At 70.7% G+C, this 25,125-nt stretch carries 23 protein-coding genes; 12 read left to right on the forward strand and 11 right to left on the reverse strand.

Annotation, left to right across the window (positions count from 1 at the left end):
- Nucleotides 1-5: 5 nt before the first annotated feature.
- Both GEV27_RS05500 and GEV27_RS05505 read right to left on the reverse strand, forming a co-directional pair.
- The gene (locus tag GEV27_RS05500) at nt 6-2,129 is read right to left on the reverse strand and encodes a DEAD/DEAH box helicase (RefSeq protein WP_153653694.1); all 2,124 of its coding nucleotides are present in this window, start codon (nt 2,127-2,129) and stop codon (nt 6-8) included.
- 243 nt (nt 2,130-2,372) lie between these two features.
- Nucleotides 2,373-3,641, reverse strand: coding sequence for a YibE/F family protein (locus GEV27_RS05505; RefSeq protein ID WP_153933653.1), 1,269 nt, complete (start codon nt 3,639-3,641; stop codon nt 2,373-2,375).
- 9 nt (nt 3,642-3,650) lie between these two features.
- Between GEV27_RS05505 and GEV27_RS05510 the strand changes: the two genes are divergently transcribed.
- Nucleotides 3,651-4,403 (forward strand): phosphotransferase, encoded by a 753-nt coding sequence (locus GEV27_RS05510; RefSeq protein WP_309222052.1) that lies wholly within the window; start codon nt 3,651-3,653, stop codon nt 4,401-4,403.
- A 3-nt stretch (nt 4,404-4,406) separates the two neighbouring features.
- Here the strand turns inward: GEV27_RS05510 and GEV27_RS05515 are convergent, their stop codons facing one another.
- Nucleotides 4,407-5,144, reverse strand: a complete 738-nt coding sequence (locus tag GEV27_RS05515) for a DUF2071 domain-containing protein (RefSeq protein WP_309222053.1) — start codon at nt 5,142-5,144, stop codon at nt 4,407-4,409.
- 101 nt (nt 5,145-5,245) lie between these two features.
- On the opposite strand from GEV27_RS05515, the gene GEV27_RS05520 reads away from it, so the two are divergent.
- Nucleotides 5,246-6,112: a bile acid:sodium symporter family protein gene (locus GEV27_RS05520; RefSeq protein WP_153910263.1), complete on the forward strand. Its 867-nt coding sequence runs from the start codon at nt 5,246-5,248 to the stop codon at nt 6,110-6,112.
- Here the strand turns inward: GEV27_RS05520 and GEV27_RS05525 are convergent.
- Nucleotides 6,099-7,343 carry an FAD-binding protein gene (locus GEV27_RS05525; protein WP_309222054.1) on the reverse strand — a complete coding sequence of 415 codons (1,245 nt, stop codon included), beginning with the start codon at nt 7,341-7,343 and terminating at the stop codon, nt 6,099-6,101. The genes GEV27_RS05520 and GEV27_RS05525 overlap by 14 nt on opposite strands.
- Complete coding sequence (locus tag GEV27_RS05530; RefSeq protein ID WP_153933655.1) at nt 7,340-8,959, reverse strand: ABC-F family ATP-binding cassette domain-containing protein; 1,620 nt, start codon at nt 8,957-8,959, stop codon at nt 7,340-7,342. Before GEV27_RS05530 ends, GEV27_RS05525 begins: the two co-directional genes overlap by 4 nt.
- Before the next feature lie 128 nt (nt 8,960-9,087).
- Here GEV27_RS05530 and GEV27_RS05535 point away from each other — a divergent pair, with 128 nt between their 5' ends.
- Nucleotides 9,088-9,354 (forward strand): hypothetical protein, encoded by a 267-nt coding sequence (locus GEV27_RS05535; RefSeq protein ID WP_153653683.1) that lies wholly within the window; start codon nt 9,088-9,090, stop codon nt 9,352-9,354.
- On the opposite strand, the gene GEV27_RS05540 is transcribed toward GEV27_RS05535, so the two are convergent.
- Both GEV27_RS05540 and GEV27_RS05545 read right to left on the reverse strand, forming a co-directional pair.
- Entirely contained in the window at nt 9,344-11,425 is a 2,082-nt protein-coding gene (locus GEV27_RS05540; protein ID WP_153933656.1) for a S9 family peptidase, read from the reverse strand. The genes GEV27_RS05535 and GEV27_RS05540 overlap by 11 nt on opposite strands.
- 34 nt (nt 11,426-11,459) lie before the next feature.
- A complete protein-coding gene (locus GEV27_RS05545) occupies nt 11,460-11,624 on the reverse strand; it encodes a hypothetical protein (RefSeq protein ID WP_153933657.1) in 165 nt (54 codons plus the stop codon).
- Between the two features lie 27 nt (nt 11,625-11,651).
- Between GEV27_RS05545 and mshB the strand changes: the two genes are divergently transcribed.
- The 4 genes from mshB to GEV27_RS05565 are packed head-to-tail and all read left to right on the forward strand — an operon-like array spanning nt 11,652 to nt 15,603.
- Nucleotides 11,652-12,560 (forward strand): N-acetyl-1-D-myo-inositol-2-amino-2-deoxy-alpha-D-glucopyranoside deacetylase, encoded by a 909-nt coding sequence (mshB, locus tag GEV27_RS05550; RefSeq protein WP_153933658.1) that lies wholly within the window; start codon nt 11,652-11,654, stop codon nt 12,558-12,560.
- A 6-nt stretch (nt 12,561-12,566) separates the two neighbouring features.
- Entirely contained in the window at nt 12,567-12,902 is a 336-nt protein-coding gene (locus GEV27_RS05555; protein ID WP_153653675.1) for a hypothetical protein, read from the forward strand.
- Entirely contained in the window at nt 12,899-13,432 is a 534-nt protein-coding gene (locus tag GEV27_RS05560; RefSeq protein ID WP_153653673.1) for a flavin reductase family protein, read from the forward strand. Before GEV27_RS05555 ends, GEV27_RS05560 begins: the two co-directional genes overlap by 4 nt.
- Nucleotides 13,429-15,603, forward strand: coding sequence for a VanW family protein (locus tag GEV27_RS05565; RefSeq protein WP_153933659.1), 2,175 nt, complete (start codon nt 13,429-13,431; stop codon nt 15,601-15,603). The genes GEV27_RS05560 and GEV27_RS05565 overlap by 4 nt, the downstream gene beginning before the upstream one ends.
- A 77-nt stretch (nt 15,604-15,680) precedes the next feature.
- Here the strand turns inward: GEV27_RS05565 and GEV27_RS05570 are convergent, their stop codons facing one another.
- A complete protein-coding gene (locus tag GEV27_RS05570) occupies nt 15,681-16,643 on the reverse strand; it encodes a GNAT family N-acetyltransferase (RefSeq protein WP_153910269.1) in 963 nt (320 codons plus the stop codon).
- Nucleotides 16,644-16,739: 96 nt separating this feature from the next.
- On the opposite strand from GEV27_RS05570, the gene fdxA reads away from it, so the two are divergent.
- A complete protein-coding gene (gene fdxA, locus GEV27_RS05575) occupies nt 16,740-17,063 on the forward strand; it encodes a ferredoxin (RefSeq protein WP_153653668.1) in 324 nt (107 codons plus the stop codon).
- Nucleotides 17,064-17,069: 6 nt separating this feature from the next.
- The gene (dapC, locus tag GEV27_RS05580; RefSeq protein ID WP_153933660.1) at nt 17,070-18,167 is read left to right on the forward strand and encodes a succinyldiaminopimelate transaminase; all 1,098 of its coding nucleotides are present in this window, start codon (nt 17,070-17,072) and stop codon (nt 18,165-18,167) included.
- Between the two features lie 103 nt (nt 18,168-18,270).
- On the opposite strand, the gene GEV27_RS05585 is transcribed toward dapC, so the two are convergent.
- Together GEV27_RS05585 and dapD are read right to left on the reverse strand one after the other, a co-directional pair.
- Nucleotides 18,271-19,095: a hypothetical protein gene (locus GEV27_RS05585; RefSeq protein WP_153933661.1), complete on the reverse strand. Its 825-nt coding sequence runs from the start codon at nt 19,093-19,095 to the stop codon at nt 18,271-18,273.
- A 9-nt stretch (nt 19,096-19,104) separates the two neighbouring features.
- Nucleotides 19,105-20,049, reverse strand: a complete 945-nt coding sequence (gene dapD / locus GEV27_RS05590) for a 2,3,4,5-tetrahydropyridine-2,6-dicarboxylate N-succinyltransferase (RefSeq protein WP_153653663.1) — start codon at nt 20,047-20,049, stop codon at nt 19,105-19,107.
- A gap of 166 nt (nt 20,050-20,215) precedes the next feature.
- Between dapD and GEV27_RS05595 the strand changes: the two genes are divergently transcribed.
- Nucleotides 20,216-20,866 carry a DUF4203 domain-containing protein gene (locus GEV27_RS05595; RefSeq protein ID WP_153933662.1) on the forward strand — a complete coding sequence of 217 codons (651 nt, stop codon included), beginning with the start codon at nt 20,216-20,218 and terminating at the stop codon, nt 20,864-20,866.
- A gap of 4 nt (nt 20,867-20,870) precedes the next feature.
- Here GEV27_RS05595 and GEV27_RS05600 read toward each other — a convergent pair whose 3' ends face one another.
- Nucleotides 20,871-22,004, reverse strand: coding sequence for an LCP family protein (locus GEV27_RS05600; protein ID WP_153933663.1), 1,134 nt, complete (start codon nt 22,002-22,004; stop codon nt 20,871-20,873).
- Between the two features lie 157 nt (nt 22,005-22,161).
- Here GEV27_RS05600 and GEV27_RS05605 point away from each other — a divergent pair, with 157 nt between their 5' ends.
- Both GEV27_RS05605 and GEV27_RS05610 read left to right on the forward strand, forming a co-directional pair.
- Complete coding sequence (locus GEV27_RS05605; protein WP_153910275.1) at nt 22,162-23,598, forward strand: LCP family protein; 1,437 nt, start codon at nt 22,162-22,164, stop codon at nt 23,596-23,598.
- A gap of 111 nt (nt 23,599-23,709) precedes the next feature.
- The gene (locus GEV27_RS05610; protein WP_153933664.1) at nt 23,710-25,122 is read left to right on the forward strand and encodes an LCP family protein; all 1,413 of its coding nucleotides are present in this window, start codon (nt 23,710-23,712) and stop codon (nt 25,120-25,122) included.
- Nucleotides 25,123-25,125 lie beyond the last annotated feature (3 nt).

The following is a 25,125-nucleotide window of genomic DNA, read 5'->3' on the forward strand; positions in this document are numbered from 1 at the left end:
GTCTGTCAGGCGCGGGCCTCGAGGGCCTCGGTCAGGAGGGCGACGAGTGCCTCGAGCTGGATGTCGGCCGACGAGGACACCTCTTCGTCCGAACCGTCCAGGGCCCGGGCGGCGAGACCGGCCTTGCTGTCGATCAGCTCGGCGATCTTGCCGTCGATCGTGTGCGCGGCGATGATGCGCCACGCGGTGACGGGCTCGCCCTGACCGATGCGGTGCACGCGGTCGATGGCCTGCGTCTGCTCCGCATCGGTCCACGACAGCTCGGCCAGGACCACGTTGGACGCGACCTGCAGGTTCAGTCCCACGCCGGCTGCGGTCAGTGAGCAGACCACGATCTCGACGTCCTCGTCATTGACGAACTCGTCGATGTTCTTCTGGCGCACCTTGGGCGTCTGGTCGCCGCGGATCGAGGAGTACTTGATGCCGCGCTTGGCGAACGTCTCCTCGGCCACGTCCATCACGTCGATGTGCTTGGCGAAGAAGACGACCTTGCCCACGTTGCGGGCCAGCTGGGCGGCGTAGTCGGCGGCGAGCCCGGCCTTGGCCTGACCGATGCGACGCATCATGCCGAAGACGTTCTCACCGGTCTTCTCGTCGTCGGCGTCCTCGCGCTCCCAGCGGGCGACGGCGCGGACCAGCTCGTGGTCGATGCCGTCGACCTTGGCCCGGGACGTACGCGTCTCGAGCGCGGAGTCGTAGCGGGCGACCAGGCGACGGGCGAGCTCCTGCTCGGCCTCGCGGATCGAGCGGCCGACCACGTCGTCCAGCTCGACCGGCAGGTCGGCGATGCGACGTGCCGGGATGTCGGCAGCGACGTCGACCTTGCGGCGCCGCACGATGCCCATGCTGATGACGCTGTTGCGCGCCGCGGAGTAGAACCCCTTGTCGGCCGGGGTCAGCCCGGTCTCCTCGAGCTTGTCCATGAGCTCGGCGAGGGGCTTCTTGTCGTCGATCCAGCCGAGGAACTGCCAGATCGCTCGGAAGTCCTCGATGTCGTTGATGAGCGGGGTGCCGGTCAGTGCCATGAGCAGCGGCCGGGCCGTGCGCGAGCGGATGCGCTCGGAAAGCTCGAGGGCGTGCTTCGAGCGCTGGGAGGACTTGTTCTTGATGAAGTGAGCCTCGTCCACGACCATGCCGCGGAAGCCGAAGTCGCCGAGCCAGCCGACGTGCCGGTCGAGCACCTCGTAGTTGACGATCACGATGTCGGCGAAGCCGTCGATCGAGTCGCCGTCGCCCTGGATGACCGTGGCCTTGCGGTTGGGCGTCCAGATCTCGGCCTCACGGGCCCAGTTGGTCTTGACCACGTTGGGCACGACGACCAGCAGGGGGTACGCGTCGGCGGCGTGTGCGGCCAGCAGCGCCTGGGCGGTCTTGCCCAGGCCCGGCTCGTCGGCCAGCAAGAACGTCCGGTGGCCCTCGGCTGCGGCCGCGACGACCTGCGCCTGGTGGGGCATCAGCTCGAGCCCGCCCGGCGTCATGAGGAAACCGGGCTCGGGCAGCGGCATGCACGAGGACGCGCCGCCGTACTCGAATGCGCGGAAGAGCGGACCGAGCAGCTCCCACGTCGCGAGCCGCTTGGGCCCGGCGGGGCGCTGCTCGACGGCCGAGAAGTCAGGGGCGAGGAAGGGGTTCGCGAGCTGGCGCGCAATGACGGACTGCGGGACGATCCGGCGCTCGGCGGCCGCAGGGGTGGCGGTCGCGTCGTCGGCGGCCTCGGTCTGCGCCTGCTCGATGCCGGCGGCCTCCAGCATCTCGGTGCGCAACGTGTCGGCGGCGTCGGTGAAGACGGCGTGCTCGTCGAGCAGGGGATAGACCGTCGGGTCGAGCGCGACGGTCTGGGCCAGGATCGTGGCGACGCCGTCGAGGCGCTTGAGCTGCTCGGCGCGGTGCGCCTCGGTCATGGTCTTGTCGGCCTTGACCCGGTTGCGCTCCTCGCGCACCAGGACGGCGACGACCTGGAACTTGGTGCGGCCGGACGGCGACAGCGGCCCCCGCTGGGCCTTGGCCTCGACCTCGCGGACGGCCCGCGCGAGGACGCGGATGATGTCGCCCTTCTCGAGGGGTCGGGCAGTGCGCTGGCGGGTGGCCGTCCGGGTCGATCCGGACTGGCGCTGGCCTCGTCGAGCCAAGAGTTCCTCCTGGGAAGAGCCGAGCGGGTGCGCGGCGCGTCACGGCACCGGATCTGCTCGTTGGACTCGTGGCCGCTGGAGCGGCGAGCGGTGGTCATACGGCGAGCCGCTGATGAAACGGGCGTCGCGTCACGGTCCTGAGCAGCCCCTGTCGCTGGATGAGCGACGTGCTGCGGTTCGGTGCTTCCTCCATGATACCCCTGCCGGGGCCGCGCTGTCGCTGAAGTCGGGCGAAGTGTCGGCTCAGCCGCCGCGCGGTCCGGCGTGCGAGCCCCGCGACGGTGGCTCCGTGGGCGGTACGCCCGCCGGCGCCGCGGCCGGCGCGTCCGCGACGCGCGGTGGTGCGAGCCAGACCGCGAACAGGGTCGTGACCGGGACCGCGAGCACCAGCCCGATCGCGCCGACGAGCGTACGGACGATCTCCTGACCGATCTCCTCGGTCGTGGCGATGTCGTTCAGGCCGCGCTGGTACGCCGTGGCCAGCAGGAGGACCGTCATGGCCGAGCCCGCGTACGCGAACACGAGCGTGTAGACGCTGGACGCGATGTGGTCGCGGCCGATGCGCATCGCGGAGGTGAACAGGGCCGCTCCCCGGGCCGCCGGCTGCACGGCGCGCAGCTCCCAGACCGCGCTGGCCTGGGTGACCGTGACGTCGTTGAGCACGCCGAGGCCGGCGATGACCATGGTGCCGGCCACGATGCTGGACAGGGAGATCTGCGGGACGGTCGCGATGAGCCGCTGGTCGTCCTCGGACCCGACGCCGCTGAGCTGGGTCCAATCGGTCGCGGCGAGGCCGATCAGGGCCGTCAGCGCGATGCCCACGAACGTCCCGAACAGCGCGGACGTGGTCCTGATCGAGATGCCGTGCGCGAGATAGAGCACGACGATCATGATGACCGTGGACCCGACGATCGCGACCGCCAGCGGTGACTCGCCGGCGAGGAACGCGGGCAGCATGAACTTGGTGAGTGCGAACAGTGTGACGCCGATGCCGGCCAGGGCGAACAGGCCACGCCAACGGGCGACCGCGACGACGAGGACCGCGAAGATCACGGCCAGGGCGGTGAGCGGCACGCCACGGCTGAAGTCGAGGAACTCGTACGACGCGGGCTGGCCCTCGGGCTCGATGCGGATCAGGCGGATGTCGTCGCCGGGGTCGATCCCGGCCCGGTAGCGCGAGGCGTCCAGGTCGAACGTCGCGGTGCCCTCACCGTCGACCTTCGCCGTGACGCGGGCGCAGTCGCCCGCGACCTCGATCGTCCCGTCAGGCCCCTCGCCGCCGCTGTTGCAGTTGAAGGGCTTGACCCCGGTCACGGTCGCGTCGACCGTGCTGACGCCCTCGGCGCCGTACGGGTTCTGGTCGCGCGGCACCTCGTCGGCGTCCGGCCACAGGGCGACCATCGCCGCGAGGGCGACGGCGGCGATCGACAGGACGACGGCCCCGAGGACGATCGCGAGCCGTCGGCGAGGTGGTCCGTCGTCGGGAATCGTGTGCGAGTGCGAATGTGCCACGATGAAAGCGTGCCAGAGGACGACATCGAACATCTCCCCGGAGCCGTCGGCGGGGCCACCCGCGTCGGACGGACCGTGCGCCGCCCCACCGGGCCGTGGACCCCTGCTGTCCACGAGCTGCTGACGTATCTGCACGACAGCGGGCTGCGCGGCATCCCTGCGCTGCACGGAGTCGACGACGAGGGTCGTGAGGTGCTCGAGTACGTCGAGGGTCGCGGCGTGCCGATCGACCGCGAGGTCGTCCTGGACACCGTGCTGCAGGAGGCCGTGGCCTGGCTGCGCGACTTCCACGACATCGTCGAGGGGTTCCAGCCCGACGGTCCCCGCACGTGGCGCGGTGGGGAGGCCGAGCTCGAGCCGGGCCAGATCATCTGCCACAACGACCCCGGGGCGTACAACTGGATCATCCAGAGCGGGCACTTCGTCGCGATGATCGACTGGGACATGGCCGGTCCGGGCCGCCCGATCGACGATCTCGCGTTCCTCGCCTGGACCGGCATCCCGCTGTACCGCGAGATCCCGGCGGACGACGTGGCGCGGCGGCTCGACCTCCTCGTCGACGCGTACGGCGAGTGGGGCCCCATGACGGTCCTCGACGCCGTCGTCGAGCGGATGACCGAGGCCGCGAACCGCATCGAGGCGGGCCAGGCGCGCGGCGACCAGGGCCATCTCAACCTGGCGGCGGTCGGCGAGCCGCAGCGCACCCGTGACCGGGTCGCGGCGTTCCGCGAGCGCATCCCGGCGATCGAGGCCGCGCTGTGAGGCTCAACGGCTCCTGATCGGCCTCGGCAGACCGAACACGGTGTGCACGCGGTCGGCGTGGACCACCGAGTCCGGGGTGCGGCGGGCGAGCCCCGGCACTCCTGCGGCCGCCACGAGATCGTCCTGCAGGTCCTCGAGGGTCGCGGTGCGCAGCGACCAGGGGACGTGGTGGTTGGGGATCCACCAGGTACGTCCGAGATGGCGCGTGTGCAGGCCGAAGCGTGCCGTCACGAACTCCTCGACGGGGGAGGGGCGCTCGATGGCCGGGCCGAGGGTCGCGACGACCCGGCCGCCGGCGCCGTGGGGCCCGGGCCAGCGCCGCGACGTCTCGTACTCGATGCGGTCACCGTCCTGCCGGATCCGCATCCGGGCCCAGGTGTAGGGAGTCGCGAAGGCGAGCCGCGCGCCGACGGCGATCAGCAGGCGGCTGGTCTCCAGCGAGCGGAACACGACGCCGTGGCGTCCGTCGTCGTCCACGGTGTAGAGCCGGACGTTGGTCTCGGGGAAGTCGCCGAGGAACGGGACGGCGGGGCCTCGGCCGAGACCTGCGCGCCGCATCTCGAAGGGGATGAGCCCGACGTACGTCGCGCCGTCCAGCGTGTCCGGTCGCGTCCCGCGGGGGACGAGGTGGGCGACCAGGTCGGGGTCGACCGCCCAGTGGACAAAGGTCAGCCGGGTCCAGTCCTGGCGCATCAGGCGCGGCCCGGTGAGCTCCGGCGCTCGCGGGTTGAACGTGTTCACTTATCCAGTGTGTGCCCGTGTGCCGCATTGCGCCGGACGAGCGCGGCGTCGGTGGTCGCACGATGCAACGATGTGACCTGCGTCACCCCTAGGGTGTCCGGATGGACTCGCCGCTCACCACCGTCGGGCTGCCGCTGGCGCTCGGCATCATCATGTTCGGCCTCGGGCTGTCGCTCACGATCGCGGACTTCCGTCGCGTCCGGCAGCACCCGCGCGCGGTCGTGATCGCCCTGGCCTGCCAGCTCCTGCTGCTGCCCGCGATCTGCTTCGGGCTCGTGGTCGCACTCGATCTGCCACCGCTGCTGGGCATCGGCATGCTGCTGCTGGCCGCATCGCCGGGCGGCACGAGCGCCAACCTGTTCAGCCACCTGTTCCGCGGAGACGTCGCTCTCAACGTCACCCTGACCGCGATCAACTCGATCATCGCGATCTTCACGCTGCCGGTCATCACGAATCTGGCGATCGACTACTTCGAGCGGCAGGACTCGGTGTCGCTGCAGTTCTCCAAGGTCGTGGAGGTGTTCGCAGTCGTGCTGGTGCCGGTGCTGCTCGGCATGCTCGTGCGCTCGCGCAACCCCGGGGTCGCGGCGCGGGCCGACAAGCCCGTGCGGATCGGCTCGGCGGTGATCCTCGCGGTGCTCGTGCTGGGCATCCTAGTGGACCAGCGCGACAAGATCGCGGACTACTTCGGCGACGTCGGTCTCGCGACCGGCCTGTTCTGCGCGATCAGCCTGGTCGTCGGCTACGTCGTGCCCAAGGCGCTGGGGGTGACCGAGTCGCAGGCGATCGCGTCGTCGATGGAGATCGGCGTCCACAACGCGACCCTCGCGATCTACATCGCGGTCGAGGTGCTCGACACGACGGAGATCTCGGTGCCCGCCGCGGTCTACTCGATCTTCATGTTCGTCTTCGCCGGCGCGTGGGGCTACGTCCTGTCGCGCCGGAGCGCGCCGGTCAGGACGACCTGAGCCACGACTCGGTCAGCTCGTTGGCGAGCTTGCCGTCCGGGTCCGCCTTGGCGACGAGATCGCGGAACTCCGGCAGCCGGGGGTACGCCGCGAGGAGCCGCTCGGGTGTCGTCTCGAACACCTTGCCCCAGTGGGGACGGGCGCCGAGCGGCGCGAGCGCGTCGTCGAGGGTCGGCAGGAATGCCGTGACGGCCGGGACGTCGAGGCGCCAGGTGAAGTGCAGCGCGATGCAGTCGGTGCTGTGGGCCGGGCTCAGCCACAGGTCGTCACCCGCGATCGTGCGGATCTCCGACACGAGCAGCAGCGGCTGCACCTGGGGCGCGAGCGCTCGCACCGCGGCGATGGCCTCGAGCGCGTGGGTGCGCGGCACCAGGTACTCGGTCTGCAGCTCGTCGCCGTCGCTCGGGGTGTAGCCGAGGCGGAAGTGCGGCAGCCGGTCCCACCACGGTCCGGAGCGGCCGAGCTGCTGCGTCGTGAACTCCGCCGAGATGCCGGGCAGCGGGTGGACCTCGTCCTCGGCCGGGGTCGCGCCGAAGAGCTCGGTCGGAGCGGGCTGGTCCGAGCGGGACTTGAGCCAGACCTGGTGCGGGCCGGTGTCGCTCCAGTCGGTGAACATGCTGACGCTGTAGGCCGCGGAGGTGATCTCGTCGAAGTGGTCCTCGACCTCCGCCCACGGCAGGTGCTCGAAGATGTCCTGGCGCGCCTCGAACGTCGGCACGACGTCCAGGGCGATCGAGGTGACGATGCCGAGGCGCCCCAGTGAGACCACGGAGCCGTCGAAGTCGGCGTCCCCACGGCGTACCTGGTGCAGGGTGCCGTCGGCTCGCACCATCTCCACCGCCGCGACCGCGCGGGCCAGGCTGCCGTTGCGGTCGCCCGATCCGTGGGTCCCGGTCGCGACCGCACCGGCGATCGAGATGTGGGGCAGGGACGCGAGGTTGGGCAGGGCCCAGCCCTGCAGGTCGAGCCGTTCGACCAGCTCGCCGTAACGGAGGCCGGCCGACACCGTCACGGTGCGCGCGGACTCGTCGACGTCGACGAGGACGGGCAGCCCGGCCACCGAGACCTGGGCGGCGTCGGTGTCGGCGATCGCGTTGAACGAGTGGCGCGAGCCGAGCGCCCGCAGGCGCGGTGTGCCCGCGACGAGGTCGATCAGCTCGTCGATCGACCGGGGCTCGTGGAGCTCGGTCGCGCTGTACGTCAGGTTGCCTGCCCAGTTGGTCCCGGTCACTCGTCCAGTGTGCGCCCTGGGCAGGCACCTGTCCCTCCGGACGGTGCCGCCTCGATGCGCCGGTTCAGGTCGAGATCGGCCAGGAACGTCTGGTCGTGGCTGACCACGATCAACGCCCCTCGGTACGACCTCAGGGCCTCGACGAGGTGCCGCACGCTCGGCAGGTCGAGATTGTTGGTCGGCTCGTCCAGCAGGAGCAGCTGGGGTGCCGGCTCGGCCAGCAGCAGGCAGGCGAGGGTTGCGCGCAGCCGCTCGCCGCCCGAGAGCGTCGACGCGAGCTGGTCGGCCGCCCGTCCGCGGAACAGGAACCGCGCGAGTCGGGACCTCCGGTCGGTCTCGGACGCGTCGGGTGCGATGCGCGCGATGTTCTCGGCCACGGTCAACGACTCGTCGAGCAGGTCCATGCGCTGCGGCAGCATCCGCCACGGGACGTGGACGTCGACCGTGCCCGCGGCCGGCTCGAGCTCGCCGGTGATCGTCCGCAGCAGGGAGGTCTTGCCCGAGCCGTTCGGACCGGTGAGGGCGATGCGCTCGGGGCCCCGGACGTCGAGGTCGAGCTCGATCCAGCCGTGCTGCGGCCGCACGCCCTGCAGCTGGAGCACGTCACGAGCAGGCGGCACGGTGGTGGCCGGCAGGTCGACGCGGATCTCCCGGTCGCCGCGCAGCCGGGCCTCGGCCACGTCGAGATGCTCACCGGCTGCGGCGAGACGGTCCTCGTGCGTCGCGCGGAGCTTGCCGGCGGACACCTGCGCGGACCGCTTGCGGTTGCCCATGACGATCTTCGGCTCGCGCTTCTGCGCGTTCATCTTCTGGCCGTACCGTCGCCGGTGTGCCAGCACGGCCTGCGACTCCGCGAGCTCCCGCTTCTGGGTGCGGACGTCGGCCTCGGCGGCGCGAACGGCGCGCTCCGCCGCTTCCTGCTCCGCCGCGACCGCCGCCTCGTAGTCGTCATAGCTGCCGCCGTACCAGTGGACCTGACCGTCACGGAGCTCGCCGATGTCGTCCATGGTGTTGAGCAGCTCGCGGTCGTGACTGACGACCACTAGGGTGCCGCGCCAGCCCGTGATGATGTCGATGAGGCGCTGACGTGCGGCGACGTCGAGGTTGTTGGTGGGCTCGTCGAGCAGCAGCACCGCCGGACGGCGCAGCAGCAGTGCCGCCAGCGAGAGCAGCACCAGCTCGCCACCGGAGATCGTGCCCACGGGCCGGTCGAGGCCCAGGTGTGCGAGCCCCAGGCGGCCGAGCTCGGCGGTGGTGCGCTCGGCGACGTCCCAGTCGTCGCCGACCAGGTCGAGGTCGTCCTGCCTGACCTCGCCCGCCTCGATGCGCGCCAGCGCGCCGAGCGTCCCGGTCACCCCCAGCACGTCGGAGACCGTGCGGCCGGGATCGAGCCCGGGGTCCTGCGGGAGGTGGGCGAGGGCGCCGTCGACGGTGACCGTGCCCTCGAGGGGGGTCAGGCGGCCGGCGAGCAGCTCGAGCAGGGTCGACTTGCCGGCCCCGTTGCGGCCCACGAGCCCGTGGCGACCCGGGCCGATCGTGAGCTCGAGGTCGCGCAGGACGGTGGTGCCGTCGGGCCAGGTGAACCCCAGCTGGTGGGTCGTGAGCGAGGTACGCATGAGCGCTCCATGAGGTCGATGGGTGCGCAGGCCGAAGCGGGCTGCTGCGCGGGATCTGACCTCAGAGCTTCAACGGACCGGTGACCTCGTCCTCGGGGATGCGTACCGCGCCATCATACGATCAGGTCATGGACGCGGTCTATTTCGACGAGGGCGAGGACGCGGACGAGCTCGTCGTGGCGCTCGAGCGCGAGGGCTACGCCACCACCCTGCGACGTGAGGCGTTCGCGGGCGAGGAGGACTGGGACGACCGGGCCTGGGTGCTGGTCGTCGAGCCGTTCGACGACCGGGTGGCCGAGCTGGTCGACGAGCACGGCGGCTGGCTCGCCGGCGACGATCGCGCCGCCCCGGAGCCGCCGCCGCTGCCCGACGGACCTCAGCGCCTCAAGCGCTGAGGTGCTCCTTGAGGAAGTCGAGCTGGAGCAGCTTGAGGTTCTCCGCGACGACCTCCTGGGGCGTCATGTGCGTGACCCCCGACAGCGGCAGGACCGTGTGGGCGCGGCCCGCCGCGAGGAGGGCGGACGAGAGCTGCAGCGTGTGGGCCGCGACGACGTTGTCGTCCGCCAGGCCGTGGATGATCATGAGCGGCCGCTCCAGGGCAGGCGCCATGGGGATCAACGAGTTGCGGTCGTAGACCTCGGGCTGTGTGCGCGGGTCGCCGAGGTAGCGCTCGGTGTAGCAGGTGTCGTAGAGGCGCCACTCGGTCACCGGCGCGCCCGCGACCGCGGCGTGGAAGACGTCGGGACGCTTGAGCACGGCCAGCGCCGAGAGGTAGCCGCCGTACGACCAGCCGGTGATGCCGACCCGGGAGGGATCGACATCCTCCGGGTACGCCGCCGCGACGGCCTGCAGGGCGTCGACCTGGTCGTCGAGCGTGACGGTGGCGAGCTCGTGCAGCACCGCGCGCTCCCAGTCGTACCCACGACCGGGCGTGCCACGACCGTCGGCGACGACGACGACGAATCCCTGGTCCGCTAGCCACTGCGCCTCGAGGAATGCGCGAGCCGAGGACAGCACGCGCTGTGCGTGCGGGCCGCCGTACGGGTCCATCAGGACGGGCAGGCGGGCCGAGCCGGGCTGGTGGTCGCGGGGGAACAGGACAGCGGTGCGGAGGCGGCGCTCGCCCGCCTCGATCATCGTGACCACGGGCTCGAACGGTGCGGGCTCGGCCACGACGCGGATCGCGCTGGGGTCGGTGTCCTCGCGGTGCACGACGACGGTCGTGCCCACGACGTCCAGACCGGACCGGACGATGACCGTGGTCGGACCGCCGAGGACCGCGCCGTGGACGGCCTGCCCCTCGGTCACGGGGGTCGCGGTGCCGTCGTACGAGAACCGCACGACCTGGATCTGTGTCGGGTCCTGCGAGGCGGTGGCGACGACGCAGTCCTCGAAGGCCTCGACGACCCCGCGCACCTGCCACCCGTCCGGCGAGACGGGTGTGCCGTCCACGACGACGCGCCGCCAGCCGTCGACGTCCTCGACCGTGACCAGTCGTCCGCCCGGCGCGTGTCGCGGGGCGGACGACAGCTCGACCCAGGACGTGTCGTGGAGCTCGCGCACGACCGTGGTGGCGCCGGTCGCGACGTCGACCGCCAGGATCTGCGAGGACTTCTGGTCGCGGCTCATGACCTGCAGCAGGGGAGCGCCGTGCCCGGTCCAGCTGACCCGGCCCAGGTACTCGTACGTCGCGCGGTCCCACCGGATCTCGGTGCGGCTGCCGTCGAGGGCCACGTGCCACAGGGTCACCTCGGCGTTGGACGTGCCCGCGGAGGGGTAGCGCTGGGCGACGGGCTCGCGCTCGGGATGCTCGGGATCGGCGATGTGCCAGATCTGCACGGGTGCGTCGTCGAACCGCTCGACCAGCAGCGACGTCCCGTCCGGCGCCCACCAGAAGCCGCGGAAGCGCTCCATCTCCTCGGCGGCGATGAACTCCGCCTGCCCCCAGACCTCGGTGGGCGACTCCGGCTCGACCAGCGCGCGCTCGTCCTGGCCGTCGACGCCGATGACGCGCAGCGCGCCGCCCGAGGCGTACGCGATGCGGGCCCCGGTCGGGTCCAGGTGCGGGTCGATGACCGCGCCGACGCTCGGCAGCGCGGTGACCGCTCGCGCACCGAGATCCACGGCCCACAGCTGGCCGGAGAGGGTGAAGCAGGCCCAGCGACCGGTGTCGTCGACGTCGTACGCCACGACGCCCGCGGCGGACTCGCGGCTGCGCTCGCGGCGTGACCGCTCCTCCGCGGACAGCTGCTCGCCGTCCTCGCCGAGCAGGGCGACCGGGTCGACCAGGATCGACTCCGTGCCCGTCTCGACGTCGTGCTCCCACAGCTGGCCCGTGCGGGTCACGCCGTCGGGCGTACGGATGAAGCGGACGGTCCGGCCGTCGGGCGACACCGTGATGTTGCGCGGGATGCCGAGCGTGAAGCGGAGCGTACGGGCGGCCAGACGGGGATAGGACACGGTCATGCCCCTACATAACCACCCTTGGCGGCGGGAGTGCTCAGTGGTCGCGGTCGTCCGACGGGGTGTCCTCGGCCTTCGCCTTGAACATCGTGAGCACGCGGGTCGCCGCGGCGGCGATGATCGCGACCGGCAGCACGGCGTACGCCCAGCCGCGGTCGAGCGTGCCGCGGTCGACCAGCACCAGGCGCGCAAACCCACGCATGTCGGGCCGCTTCAGTAGCCTTGCGGCATGCCCCTTGCTGACCGTCGGATCCTGCTCGTGCACGCCCATCCCGACGACGAGTCGATCAACAACGGCCTGACGATGGCCAAGTACGTGCAGGAGGGCGCCCACGTCACCCTCGTCACCTGCACCCTGGGCGAGATGGGCGAGGTCCTGGTGCCCGAGCTCGAGCACCTCGCCGCCGATCGCGACGACATGCTGGGCCAGCACCGCGCGGGCGAGCTCGCCGACGCGATGAAGGCGCTCGGCGTCACCGACCACCGCTTCCTCGGCGGGGAGGGGCGGTTCCGCGACTCGGGGATGAAGTGGGACGAGAACGGTCACGCGACCGCCGCCGACGAGATCCACGACAACGCGTTCTGGCACGCGGACCTGCTCGAGGCGGCCTCGCTGCTCGTCGAGATCATCCGCGAGGTGCGCCCGCAGGTCCTCGTGACGTACGACCAGTTCGGCAACTACGGCCATCCCGACCACGTCCAGGCCCACCGTGTCGCGCACTACGCGGCCGATCTCGCCGCCGCCCGGTCGTTCAGGCCCGAGCTCGGCGACGCGTGGGACGTCGCGAAGGTCTACTGGGTCGCGATGTCGGCCTCGCGCTTCCGCGACGGCCTGCGCGAGATCCGCGAGTCCGGTGACACCACGTCGTTCGAGGGCATGGACCCCGACAACCTGCCGCCGTTCGCGATCGAGGACGAGTACCTCGACGCGATGGTCGTCGGGCCCGAGCACGTGCCGGCCAAGATCGCTGCCATGAAGGCGCACAAGACGCAGATCACCGAGGACGGCGCATTCTTCGCCGGCGGGATCGACGTCGCCTCGATGGTGTGGGGGAGCGAGTTCTACCGGCTGGTGAAGGGGACCCGCGGGCCGGTGGGCGAGAGCGGGTTCGAGGAAGACCTCTTCGCGGGACTGTAGACCGCCGTGCGTCGTGCCGCCCTCGTGCTGCTGGGGCTCTACGTGTGCGTGCTGGGTGCGGTCGTGCACCGGCACGTATGGGTCGTCGGTGGGATCGACTGGCCGTGGGGTGCCGCGCTCGCAGTCCTCGTGGCGTACGCCGTCGCGGTCGCGTCGGGGGTGCTCGTCAGGCTCGGTGCGGCGTGGTTCGCGCTCGGGTGGGCCGTCGGCCTGCTGGCGTTGCAGTGGTCGCCGGGCGGTAGCTACCTCGTCGCGGCGGACTGGCTCGGCTGGGGATTCACCGTCTCGTCCTTGGGGGTCGTCGTCCTGGCCGTGCTCAAATCTCCTAGGCTGGTGTCATGACGGTGACGGTCGATCCCAGTGCATTCCGAGGGGCTCTGGGCCGGTTCGCCAGCGGCGTGACCGTCGTGACGACGGTCCTGGACGGGGTGGACCACGCGATGACCGCGAGCGCGTTCAGCTCGGTCTCGCTGGACCCGCCCCTCGTGCTGGTGTGCTCGCACAAGAGCAGCCGCTTCCACGACGCAGTCCTCGCCAGCGGCATCTGGGGGGTCTCGATCCTCGCGGAGGAGGGCATCGCGGCGTCTGCGTGGTTCGCGCACCGCGGCCGCCCGCTCGCGACGCAGTTCGACGACGTTCCGCACCGTCGTGGCGAGTCCGGGGTCGTGCTGCTCGACCAGTCGCTGTCCTGGCTCGAGTGCCGCACCGAGACCGTCGTCGACGGCGGTGACCACAGCGTCATCATCGGCGCGGTCGTGGGCGCCGGGGTGCAGGACGACCTGGACGACCCGCTGCTCTACTACCGTTCCCACTACGGAACGATCGTCAGGCTGCCGGAGTCGGAGAAGACCGTGTACGGGAGAGATGCATGACCGACCGTCCCGACCCCACCCCCGACGAGTCGCGCACGGACGCTGACGAGTCGCGTACGGACGCTGACGAGTCGCGTACGGACGCCGAGGAGTCGCGTACGGACGCCGAGGAGTCGCGTACGGACGCTGAGGAGTCGCGTACGGATGCTGAACCCGGGCTGGTCGTCGAGGACGATGAGCTCGACCTGGGCCCGGAGGAGGACCAGCGCCCCGCGCCAGCCGTCGCCGACGATGATGACGAGGATCCCGAGCCGGACGACGCGTTCACCGACGACGAGGTCGAGGACGTCCTCGGCAACGGCGACGACCCCGTCGGTCCCGAGGAGGACGAGGACGAGCCTGAGCCGGCGTACGAGCCACGCCCCGCTCACCAGCCGGATGACGTCGTCATCCCGGCCGGAGCCTTCCCGAACGAGGTGGACGAGCCCGACCAGCACGCCGAGCCGCCCGCGCCGCCGCCGCAGAAGCCGAGGCGTCACTGGCTGCGCAACACCCTGCTGCTGCTGGTGGCCCTGGTCGGCGCGGCGTACGTCGCCGGCTACTTCCTGACCGGCACCCGTATGCCCGCGAACGCGACGATCGGCGGCGTCGACGTCAGCGGCAAGTCGCCGTCCGCCGCGCGTACGCTCGTGGATCGCGAGCTGTCGCCCAACGCGGACCGCGAGATCGAGCTGACGCACGGCAAGAAGGACTTCCAGATCGCCCCGAAGGACGCCGGCTTGACGCTCGACGTCGAGGGTTCGGTCGAGGCGGCCGGCGGACGACGCAGCTGGGACCCCCGCGACATGGTGGCGCTGTTCGCGGGCGAGCACGCGACCGCTCCGGTGCTCGACGTGGACGACGCCGCGTTGGACAGCGCGATCGGCACGATCAGCGAGTCGGTCGACAAGGACGTGGTCGAGCCGCAGATCACCTTCCCCGAGGGCAAACCGGTCGCGCGAAAGCCCAAGGCGGGACTGGTCGTGTCGAAGTCGGACACCGCCGAAGCGATCCGCGCGACGTACCTGGTCAGCGACGAGCCCATCGCGGTGCCCACCGTCGAGGTCGAGCCATCGGTGGACGCCGAGGCGCTCGACGAGGCGATGGGCACAGTCGCGAAGACCGTGGTCAGCGGACCCGTGACCCTCTCAGTCGGGGACAAGGACGTCGAGCTGCCGGTCACGGCGTACGCCCCTGCGCTCGTCATCCGGGTCGAGGAGAATCAGCTCACCCCGCACATCGACGCCAAGAAGCTCGCCAAGCCGCTGACCGCGTCGACGACCGGCATCGGCAAGAAGGCCGTGGACGCAACCGTCAGGATCCAGAACGGCAAGCCCGTCGTGGTGCCGGGCAAGGAGGGCCTCGGCCTGCAGCCCAAGGAAATGGCCACCAAGCTGGTCCCGGCGCTCACCAAGACCGGCGAGGAACGGCGCGTCAAGATCGAGGCGAAGGTCGTCCAGCCGCTGTTCACGACCAAGGACGCCAAGGCGCTCAAGATCACTGAGAAGGTCGGCGAGTTCACGACCGAGTTCCCGTACGCCGAGTACCGCAACATCAACCAGGGCCGCGCCGCCGAGCTCATCGACGGCACGATCATCAAGCCCGGCGAGACGTTCAGCTTCAACGACGTCGTGGGGGAGCGCACCGAGGCCAACGGCTTCGTCAACGGCACGGTCATCAACGGTGGCGTGTTCCGTGAGGAGCTCGGCGGCGGCGTGTCGCAGGTCGCGACGACGATGTACAACGCCGCCTTCTTCGGCGGCATGGACGACGTCGAGCACCACCCGCACGCGTTCTACATCGATCGCTACCCGGTCGGCCGCGAGGCCACGGTCTACTTCGGCAGCCTCGACCTGCGCTGGAAGAACCCGACCAAGTACGGCGTGCTCGTGCGGTCGTACGTCGACAAGAGCACGCCGTCGTCACCGGGCAAGATGCACGTCGAGCTCTGGAGCACCAAGGTCTGGGACAAGATCGAGGCGGGCAAGTCCGAGCGGCGCAACGGACGCAGCCCCGGGACCCAGTACGACGACACGGACCGCTGCGTCCCCCAGGGGCCGGTCGAGGGATTCGACATCGACATCTACCGCACGTTCTTCCGTGACGGCAAGAAGGTCAAGACGGAGACCGACACGGCCAAGTACCAGGCCGCGGACCGCGTCGTTTGCGGCAAGAAGCCGAAGGACGACTGACGCCGAGGCTCCCGTCGGCGGACGGGAGGCGCGCCTCGGCGGACGGGAGCCGCGCCTCAGCGGACGGGAGGCGCGCCTCAGCGGACGGGGGCGGGGGGCTGGAGGTAGACGTAGTCGTGGTGGTCGGTGAAGCCGTAGGGCTCGTAGAGCGCGAGGGCCGCGGTGTTGGTGCGCATGGTCTGCAGGTACGCCTTGTCGGCCCCGTGCTCGACCGCCCAGGCGAGGGACGTCTCGACGATCCGACGGGCCAGGCCCTGCCGCCGGGCCGACGGGACGACCTCGACGGCCGACAGCCCGGCCCACTCGCCGATCACCACGACCCGGCCGATCGCCAGCACCGGGCCGCCGATCGACACGAACCCCACCCGGGACGGGGCCTCCATCACTGCGCGAGCGCTGGCAGGGTCGTCGACGCGCCCGTAGTGCGCGAGCCACTCGTCGTCCGCCCTCGGTGAGATCCGCGCCGCCGGATCGGCCTCGTACGCGGGCTCGAGATCGGCGACCTGCACGACCGCACCGCCGTAGTAGCCGTCCTTCCGCACCCAGCCGGCGTCGGAGAACGAGCGCTCGTGCGACGATCCCACGATCACCTGCGCCTGTGCGGGCAGCGACCGGGCGGCGTAGAACCCCTCGACTTCCTGCAGCGCCTGGTCGAACGGCACACCGGGGGAGCCGGTCGTCGCGACCGAGTTCGCTCGGCCCGTGAAGCGACCCGACGCCCGCAGCTCCCACTCGCCGAGAGCGACCGACTCGATCGCTGGCCAGCCGAGGGACGTGATCCGGGTCAGCTCGTCGGCGTCGATCGACAAGGCCCTCCGCCGCCGCAACGGCCGCTCCGGAACCGGCTTCCAGGCGACGATCGTGGACAGCGCGACGTCGGCCGTACGCCCGTCGCGCAGCTCGAGCGTGACGGACGTGGCGTCCACGGCCGTCACGTGACCGATCACGTCGCTCATCTCGGGACCGCCCGAGACACCGACACCTCCGGTCTCATGGCGCACGACGATGCGCCGACCGATCACCGCAGCGTCTAGAGTCATGGGGCAAGACTTCCACGTCGTCTCAGGTGAGCCTTACTAGAGGGGCTCGCCGGGTGGACGGGATACTGGAGTCAGCTCGCCGAAGGAGAACTGCCCGTGACGTACGTGATCGCCCAGCCGTGTGTGGACATCAAGGACCGCGCGTGTGTGGACGAATGCCCCGTGGACTGCATCTACGAGGGCAAGCGCATGCTGTACATCCACCCGGACGAGTGCGTGGACTGCGGTGCATGTGAGCCGGTCTGCCCCGTCGAGGCGATCTTCTACGAAGACGACACGCCGCCGGAGTGGAAGGACTACTACACCGCGAACGTCGACTTCTTCGACGACCTGGGCTCCCCGGGCGGTGCAGCGAAGATGGGCGTGATCGACAAGGATCACCCGATCATCGCAGCGCTCCCTCCGCAGAACCAGGAGTAGTCCGCGATGCCCTCCGTCTCGGAGCGGTTCCCCGAGTTCCCGTGGGACACCCTGGCCGGTGCCAAGGCACGCGCCGCCGCGCACCCTGACGGCATCGTCGACCTGTCGATCGGTACGCCGGTCGACCCCACGCCCGCGGTCGCCCGCGAGGCGCTGGTGGACGCGGCGGACGCCCCCGGCTACCCGACGGTGTTCGGCCCCGAGTCGCTGCGCCAGGCCGCGGTCGATTGGATCGAGCGGCGCTTCGGTGTCACCGGTCTCAGCCCCTCGCAGGTGCTGCCGACGATCGGCTCCAAGGAGCTCATCGCCAACCTCCCGGTCCAGCTGGGCCTCGGCGCCGGCGACCTGGTCGTCATCCCCGAGCTGGCCTATCCGACGTACGAGGTGGGGGCCCGCTTCGCCGGCTGCGAGGTGCTGGCCGCCGACTCCACGGTCGCGCTCGGTCCGCGCCGTCCCGCGCTGATCTACCTCAACTCCCCGGCCAATCCGCACGGGCAGATCCTCGGGCCCGACCACCTCCGCAAGGTCGTCCAGTTCGCCCGCGAGCGCAATGCGCTGCTCGTCTCTGACGAGTGCTATCTCGAGTTCGCGTGGGACGGCAGCCCGATGTCGGTGCTGCACCCCGACATCTGCGGCGGCTCCTTCGAGGGGCTGCTGGCTGTGCACTCGCTGTCGAAGCGGTCCAACCTGGCCGGCTACCGCGACGCGTTCGTGGTCGGCGACCAGGCCGTCGTCTCCGAGCTCCTGGCGGTCCGCAAGCACCTCGGCTTCATGCTGCCGACCCCTGTGCAGGCCGCGATGGCCGCAGCGCTGGCCGACGACACGCACGTCGAGCAGCAGCGCGCGGTGTACGCCGCGCGGCGGGCGGACCTGCGGGCCGCGCTGGAGTCGGCCGGCTTCAGGATCGAGCACTCCGACGGCGCGCTGTACCTCTGGGCCACCCGTGGTGAGCCGTGCCGGGACACGATCGACTGGCTGGCCGAGCGCGGCATCCTCGCGGCTCCGGGAGACTTCTACGGTGCCGCCGGGTCCCACCACGTACGCGTCGCGTTCACGGCCACCGACGAGCGCATCGCCGCCGCCGTCGCCCGCCTCACCGCCTGACCGCCACCCCAACCCAGATCTGCGGACCTTTGCACGCAATCCGCTGGCGGAAACGTGCAGGAGTCCGCAAATCTGGGCGGGGTGGGCGCTGGGCGGGGTGGGGTCAGTTGGTGGAGACCCGGACCTCGGTCCTGGGCACGTCGGGGTCCTTGACCCAGCCGCGGTCGGACGACGAGGCCTTCCAGGTGCGCCGCGCGAACGAGACCTCGCTGATGCCGAGCTCGGACGCATTGCCCACGAGGTAGTGCGCGATCGCCCAGCCCCGCGCCCGTACGTCCGCCGATAGCCCGGTGAGCGGGTAGCGCGCGTCGTCGCCGTCCTGCTCCACCGCGATGTCCCCGAAGGACTTCTGGACGTCCTGGACCACCTTCGTCGTGCTGCCCACGCCACCGGGGTTGATCTGGCAGGTGAAGCGAGCGGGACTGTAGCCGCGCAGCGCCGATGCGAGCGCCCGGGCGTAGTTCTCGTGCTGGGCGTACGCCCCGGGGTGCCCCGACCGCTGCACGAGCTGTGCGGCGTCGTTGATCTTCATCCCGGTGTAGTCGTCGACCTTCTCCAGCGCGTCGTAGAAGGCGCCCGTGGAGTAGTGGGGGTCCATGATCTCCGCGATCGAGCCCCAGCCCTGCGACGGACGCTGCTGGAACAGGCCGACGGAGTCGCGGTCGCCGTAGTCGATGTTGTGGATCCTGGACTCCTGGAACGCCGTCGCGATCGCGATCGTCGTGGCACGGGGCGGCAGGCCACGACGCTGGGCGATCGCCGCCATCAGCGACGACCAGCGGCCCTGCTCGAGATCGACCTGGGCGCGGACGCCGTTGACGTTCGCGACGCAGTACTCGGCGCGCAGGGGAGCGCGGTCCCGGAGGGTCGACCCGACCAGCACCACGGAGGCGACCAGTCCGAGGACGACGAACCAGCGGAATCTCACCAGCGACCGCTAGTTGGCGTGCAGGTCGGCGTTGAGCTCGATGCCGGTGCGGGCGCCGCGCGGGCGCGCCTCGAGCGCACCCGTCTCGCTGTTGGTGAGGAACAGGATGCCGTCCTGGCCGGACAGCTCGGACGCCTTGACGACCGCGCCGTCGGGCATGCGCACCTTGGATCCGGCCGTGACGTACGTGCCCGCGGCGACGACGCAGTCATCGCCCAGCGAGATGCCGATGCCGGCGTTGGCGCCGATCAGGCTGTTCTCGCCGACGGTGATGACCTCCTTGCCACCACCGGAGAGGGTGCCCATGATCGAGGCGCCGCCACCGATGTCGGAGCCGTCGCCGACCGTGACGCCGGCCGAGATGCGGCCCTCGACCATCGCGGTGCCGAGCGTGCCGGCGTTGAAGTTGACGAAGCCCTCGTGCATCACGGTCGTGCCCTCCGCGAGGTGGGCACCCAGGCGTACGCGGTCCGCGTCGCCGATGCGCACGCCGGTGGGCACGACGTAGTCGGTCATCCGCGGGAACTTGTCGACGCTGGTGACCTGGACGTGCAGGCCGGCGGCGCGGGCGCGGGCCCGGATCGCCTCGAAGCCGTCGACCGGGCACGGGCCGATCGAGGTCCACACGACGTTGGCGAGCAGGCCGAACTGGCCCTCCAGGCTGAGCCCGTGGGGCTTCACGAGACGGTGCGAAAGCAGGTGCAGGCGCAGCCACACGTCGTACGCGTCGGCGGGCGGAGCCTGCAGGTCAGGGACCTCGACCAGGACGACGGCCCTGCGGACGCCGCGCACCTCGTCGTCGCCGGACAGCGCGGTCAGCTCGGCCGGCTCCACCACGGCCTCGGGGGCCGGGCCGAGGCGGGGCTCGGGAAACCAGACGTCGAGCACCGTTCCGTCGTCGGTCAGGGTCGCGATGCCGTAGGCGTGGGCCCCGGCCAGATCCGCAGAAGTCATGCTCACAATCTATCGAGTCCCTCATCGCCGCTCGGGCGCCGCCTGCGGCGTGCCGCGAGGACCCGTCGGAGAACGGGCAGAACGGCCCTGGCGCGACCGTCGCCGCACTGAGACGATCGCACCGGCCGGACCGCCGACCGGGCCGTTGTCGAAGGGTGTGATCCGCATGCAGGACGTCGTGCTGGGCCTCCTGGCCGTCCTGGCCGGGGCGCTGCTGTGCTTTCGGGGCTACTGGGCGCTGCGCCTCGCCCTGTCGATGTGGGGGGCGTTCGTCGGGTTCTCCCTGGGCGCGGGGATCGAGTCCTCCGCCAGCGGCGACGGCTACCTGACGACCTGGCTCGGCTGGGTCGTGGCGGTGGTCCTGGCCGTCCTCTTCGCGGCGATCGCCTACGTCTACTACGCCGTGGCCGTCGTCGTCGCGATGGGCTCGGCGGGCTTCGTGCTGGGCTCGGCCGCGATGGTCGCGCTGGACGTCTCGTGGTCCTGGGTGCCGATCGCGGTCGGCGTCGTCGTCGGGGTGCTCGTGGCCGCGCTCGCGATCATGGTGCAGCTGCCGTCGATCCTGCTCGTCGTCGTGAGCGGCACGGCAGGCGCCACCGCCGTCGTCACGGGGCTCATGCTGCTCACGGGGGCGATCGACACCGCGGACTTCGAGTCGCGAGCGGTCACCAGCCGGGTCGACCACGAGGGATGGTGGGCCGTGCTCGCGCTCGTGATCGCGGTGGTCGGGATCGTCAGCCAGGTGCGCGCTGTCGGCCTCGACCAGGGCGCCCGCCGCTCGTGGTCCGGCAGCACGAACCCGACGGGGGCGCACTGACGGCTCAGCGCTTGGGCAGTCCGTCCTTGGTGCACAGGGAGCCGATCTGGTCGGTCCGGTCCTGCTTGATGTAGTCGAACATCTTCGGTGCCCGGTTCGCGTCCCAGTTGACCGCGAAGTCCTGCAGCGGCACGGTGCAGCTGAGCCCCTTGCCGCCCATCGCCGCGGACAGGGCGAGGGCGAACTTCCCGAGGGCGAGCGGGCTGACGTCGTCGCCGATCGTCAGCGATCCCGAGGCCCCCTTCGCGACGCGGACGTAGCGGATCGGGTTGAGCACGGTCCACGGCGACTTGGCCTCGGCCGCGATCGAGCCGAGCACCTCGCGCTGGCTCTGCACGCGCTGGATGTCCTGCGTCGCGTACGAGTGGCGGTTGCGCGAGTACGCCAGTGCGGTCGCGCCGTCGGCGGTCTGGCAGCCCTTCTTCACGTCGAGGCCCGAGTCCTTGTCCTTCAGGTCCTCCTTGGGGCAGATCTCGACTCCTCCGAGGGAGTCCACGACCTTGACCAGGCCGCCGAAGCCGACCTCGATGTAGTCGTCGACCTTGATGCCGGTGTTGCCCTCGATCGTGCGGACCAGCAGCTTCGCGCCGCCATACGCGTACGCCGCATTGATCTTGCCGCGGCCGTAGCCCGGGATGTCGACGAGGGAGTCGCGCGGGATCGACAGCAGGATGCTCGGACCGCTGCCGGTGTGCAGGAGCATGATCGTGTCGGTGCGGCCGCGTCCGCCGCTGTCGCCACCGGTGGAGAGCTGCTTCTGCTCCTCCTCGGTCAGTCCGCGGCGGCTGTCGGAGCCGACCAGCAGGTACGTGGTGCCGGGCTGGTCGTCGGGGCGTCCGCTCGCGGGCGACGCGTCGACCTTGGCAATCTTGCCCCAGGCCCAGATGGGGACCGCGACGAGGAAGACGATCCACGCGACCACGAGCAGCAGCACGATGCGTCGCGCGCCGAAGCGCTTCTTGCGCGGCTTGCCGGGCGGCGTCGCCCCGGCGTTGCGCTGCCCCGGCGGCGGGAGGTTCGGCGGGGGGAGGTCGCTGCGCGGGGGAGGGGGAGGACCGTCCGCCCGCGGCGCGGAACGGGTCGGTTCGTCGTCCCCGTACAGCCACCCGTAGTTGCCTTGGGGACGCTCGTCTGACATGCAGACGACCGTACCGGACCCCTGGCCGCGGTCCCGGGACCCGCCACACCGGACCCACCGAAATCAATTCGCGTGTCGCGGCGCGCCCTCAACCTTCGATTGAGAGTTTCTGTGGATACTGAGAGCGCCCCAGCTTCTTCCCCCACGTGAGGGCTCCATGTCTGACGTTCGCTCGAGTGTGATGGGTGGGTCCTACGACCGCCCGGCCGACACCTCGGCCCGCATCCAGTTCCGCCGTGCCCTGACCCTCATGGCGATGACTCTCGTCATGCCCGGATCCGCCCAGCTCGTGATGGGCAACAAGCGCATCGGTCGCATCTGCCTGCGCGTCTGGCTCGGATTCCTCGCCTTCGGGGCGATCGTGCTGTTCCTGGCCCTGTTCTCCCGGGACACCCTGCTCTCGTTCACGCTCGACTCCTCGGGCCCGCTCACGCTCGGCCGCTGGGTCCTCATGGCGGGCGCGCTGGCCTGGGTGGCGCTGATGGTCGACGCGTGGCGCCTCGGACGTCCGCTGGAGATGGCGCGCAACCACCGCCTGGCGATGACGGGCCTCAACAGCGTCCTGTGCTTCGTCACGGCCGGCACGATGTTCTTCGCCGCCCACCTCGTCGACACCGCGAACTCCTCGATCGGCACGGTCTTCGCGTCCGGCACGACCTCCGAGCCCGACGCCGGCCGCTACAACATCCTGCTGCTCGGCGGCGACTCCGGACCGGACCGCAGCGGTGTACGTCCGGACTCCCTCACGGTCGCGAGCATCGACAAGGACTCGGGACGCACGATCCTGATCGGCCTGCCCCGCAACCTCGAGGACGTCCCGTTCCCGGCCGGGTCGGTCATGGACAAGGAGTTCCCCAACGGCTTCGACTGCGACGGCTGCTACCTCAACGCGGTCAACACGTGGGCCAACGACAACGCGGCCAAGTTCGGCACCAAGAACCCCGGCATGAAGGCCACGATGGGCGCCGTCGAGGAGATCACCGGTCTCAAGCTCAACTACTACGCGATGGTCAACATGCACGGCTTCTCCAAGCTGATCGACGCGGTCGGCGGCGTGCAGATGAACGTGCGCGAGCGCACCGCGATCGGCGGCATCGGCTCACCGATCCGTGGCTACATCGAGGCCGGCGAGCAGAAGCTGACCGGCGACCAGGCGCTCTGGTACTCCCGCAGCCGCGTCCAGAACAGCGACTTCTCCCGCATGGGCCGGCAGAAGTGCGTCATGAACGCGATGCTGCAGCAGCTCAGCCCCAAGAAGGTGCTGCTCAACGTCGAGAAGATCGCCGACTCCAGCAAGGCACTGCTCACCACGAGCATCCCGCGGCAGGACCTCGACGTCTTCGCGGCGCTGGCGCTGAAGGCCAAGACGCAGAAGGTCTCCACGGTCTCGCTGGTCCCGCCGGTGATCTACACCGGCAACCCGGACTACCCCAAGGTGCGGCGCATGGTCGACAAGGCCGTCGCGAAGGCCGAGGGCCGCGCGAAGCCCAAGGCCGGCATCTCGACCGCGAAGCTGAAGATGCCGAAGGCCAGTGACAAGACGAAGGACCCGACCAAGGCCAACCAGAGCAGCGACCTCGGCGCCTCCTGCTGACCGTCACCCGCAGCACCAGGGCCGATCGTCCCGCGATCGGATTTCATGTCGCGCCGAGACACCCCTGTCACCCATAATGGAGCCTCGTCGGCCGCACCACCGTGAGGGAACATGTCGCATCGCGCGAGTCTCCTGGGCCGCGGCTACCAGGACCAGCACCTGGACTCGCCGCGTGTCCGCTTCCGCCGCGCCCTGCTGCTGTGCCTGATGACGGTCGTGGTCCCGGGCTCGGGGCACATCGCGGTCGGCAAGAAGATCGTGGGCTGGATCGCCGTGACCCTGTGGCTCGCGGTGCTCGTCGCGGGCGGCTGGCTGCTCGTGACGTACCGCACCGACCGCGCCCAGGTGCTCGACTGGTTCACCGATCCCGACATCCTGCTCGCGGCGCGGGTCAGCCTCGTGGCGGTCGCGCTGCTGTGGGTCGTGCTGTTCGTCGACGCGTGGCGCCTTGCCTCGCCGTTCCGGCTGACCTTCCTGCGCGCAGCCCTCATCACGGTGCTCAATCTCGCGATCATCGGCGGTGTCGCGGGGTCCACCGCGTACGCCTCGCAGGTCATGAAGGTGTCGCGCGAGACCGTGAAGACGGTCTTCCCGGAGAACGTGCCGACGTCCGAGCCGCTGAAAGGCCGCTACAACATCCTGCTGGTCGGCTCGGACGCCCGCGAGGACCGCACGGGCGTACGGCCTGACTCGCTGACCGTGGCGAGCGTGGACGCCGACACCGGGAAGGTCGTCCTCGTCTCCCTGCCGCGCAACCTGCAGAACGTGCCGTTCTCCGAGGGCAGCCCCATGCGCCAGCTCTATCCCAACGGCTACAACTGCGGGTCCGAGTGCCTGCTGAACGCGGTGCACACGACGGCGCAGGACCGCAAGGACCTCTACCCGGGCAGCGACGACCCGGGGCTGGACGCCACGATCGACGCGGTCGAGGGCGCGACCGACCTCAAGGTCAACTACTTCGTGATGGTCAACCTCAACGGGTTCAAGGGCCTCGTGGACGCGGTCGGCGGCGTGGAGATGGACGTCAAGACCCCGATCGCGATGTTCGGGCAGGCCGACGCCTACAAGCAGACGTTCATCCAGCCCGGCCGGCGCACGCTCGACGGCCAGGAGGCGCTCTGGTACGCCCGCAGCCGGATCCAGTCCGACGACTACACGCGCATGGGCCGCCAGAAGTGCCTCATGGCGGCGATGGCGGACCAGCTCAGTCCCACCAAGGTCCTCACCAACGCGACCAAGATCGCGAGCTCGGGCCGCGAGCTGCTCAGCACCAACATCCCGCGCAAGGAGCTCGGCCAGTTCGCCGACCTCGCACTGAAGTCACGCGGCTCCAAGATCCGCACGGTGTCGGTCGTCCCGCCGGAGTTCAACACCGTGACGCCGGACTTCCCGGCGATCCACGCCGCGATCCAGAAGGCGATCGACACGTCCGAGGGCGTTCGCAAGAAGCCGTCCACCGACGCCCCCAAGGACCCGAGTGCGCGCAAGGCCAACAACTCCGACGACCTCGAGGCCGACTGCTAGGCC

Origin of the sequence: Aeromicrobium sp. S22 (assembly GCF_009661045.1) — a bacterium.
GTDB classification, from domain to species: Bacteria; Actinomycetota; Actinomycetes; order Propionibacteriales; family Nocardioidaceae; genus Aeromicrobium; species Aeromicrobium yanjiei.

Excerpts from the sequence above, each read along its gene's own strand:
- GEV27_RS05520 (WP_153910263.1), top strand. The coding sequence starts at position 5,246 with ATGGACTCGCCGCTCACCACCGTCGGGCTGCCGCTGGCGCTCGGCATC.
- GEV27_RS05530 (WP_153933655.1), bottom strand. The coding sequence starts at position 8,959 with ATGCGTACCTCGCTCACGACCCACCAGCTGGGGTTCACCTGGCCCGAC.
- GEV27_RS05535 (WP_153653683.1), top strand. The coding sequence starts at position 9,088 with ATGGACGCGGTCTATTTCGACGAGGGCGAGGACGCGGACGAGCTCGTC.
- GEV27_RS05540 (WP_153933656.1), bottom strand. The coding sequence starts at position 11,425 with ATGACCGTGTCCTATCCCCGTCTGGCCGCCCGTACGCTCCGCTTCACG.
- GEV27_RS05545 (WP_153933657.1), bottom strand. The coding sequence starts at position 11,624 with ATGCGTGGGTTTGCGCGCCTGGTGCTGGTCGACCGCGGCACGCTCGAC.
- mshB (WP_153933658.1), top strand. The coding sequence starts at position 11,652 with ATGCCCCTTGCTGACCGTCGGATCCTGCTCGTGCACGCCCATCCCGAC.
- GEV27_RS05560 (WP_153653673.1), top strand. The coding sequence starts at position 12,899 with ATGACGGTGACGGTCGATCCCAGTGCATTCCGAGGGGCTCTGGGCCGG.
- GEV27_RS05565 (WP_153933659.1), top strand. The coding sequence starts at position 13,429 with ATGACCGACCGTCCCGACCCCACCCCCGACGAGTCGCGCACGGACGCT.
- GEV27_RS05570 (WP_153910269.1), bottom strand. The coding sequence starts at position 16,643 with ATGACTCTAGACGCTGCGGTGATCGGTCGGCGCATCGTCGTGCGCCAT.
- dapC (WP_153933660.1), top strand. The coding sequence starts at position 17,070 with ATGCCCTCCGTCTCGGAGCGGTTCCCCGAGTTCCCGTGGGACACCCTG.
- dapD (WP_153653663.1), bottom strand. The coding sequence starts at position 20,049 with ATGACTTCTGCGGATCTGGCCGGGGCCCACGCCTACGGCATCGCGACC.
- GEV27_RS05595 (WP_153933662.1), top strand. The coding sequence starts at position 20,216 with ATGCAGGACGTCGTGCTGGGCCTCCTGGCCGTCCTGGCCGGGGCGCTG.
- GEV27_RS05600 (WP_153933663.1), bottom strand. The coding sequence starts at position 22,004 with ATGTCAGACGAGCGTCCCCAAGGCAACTACGGGTGGCTGTACGGGGAC.
- GEV27_RS05605 (WP_153910275.1), top strand. The coding sequence starts at position 22,162 with ATGTCTGACGTTCGCTCGAGTGTGATGGGTGGGTCCTACGACCGCCCG.
- GEV27_RS05610 (WP_153933664.1), top strand. The coding sequence starts at position 23,710 with ATGTCGCATCGCGCGAGTCTCCTGGGCCGCGGCTACCAGGACCAGCAC.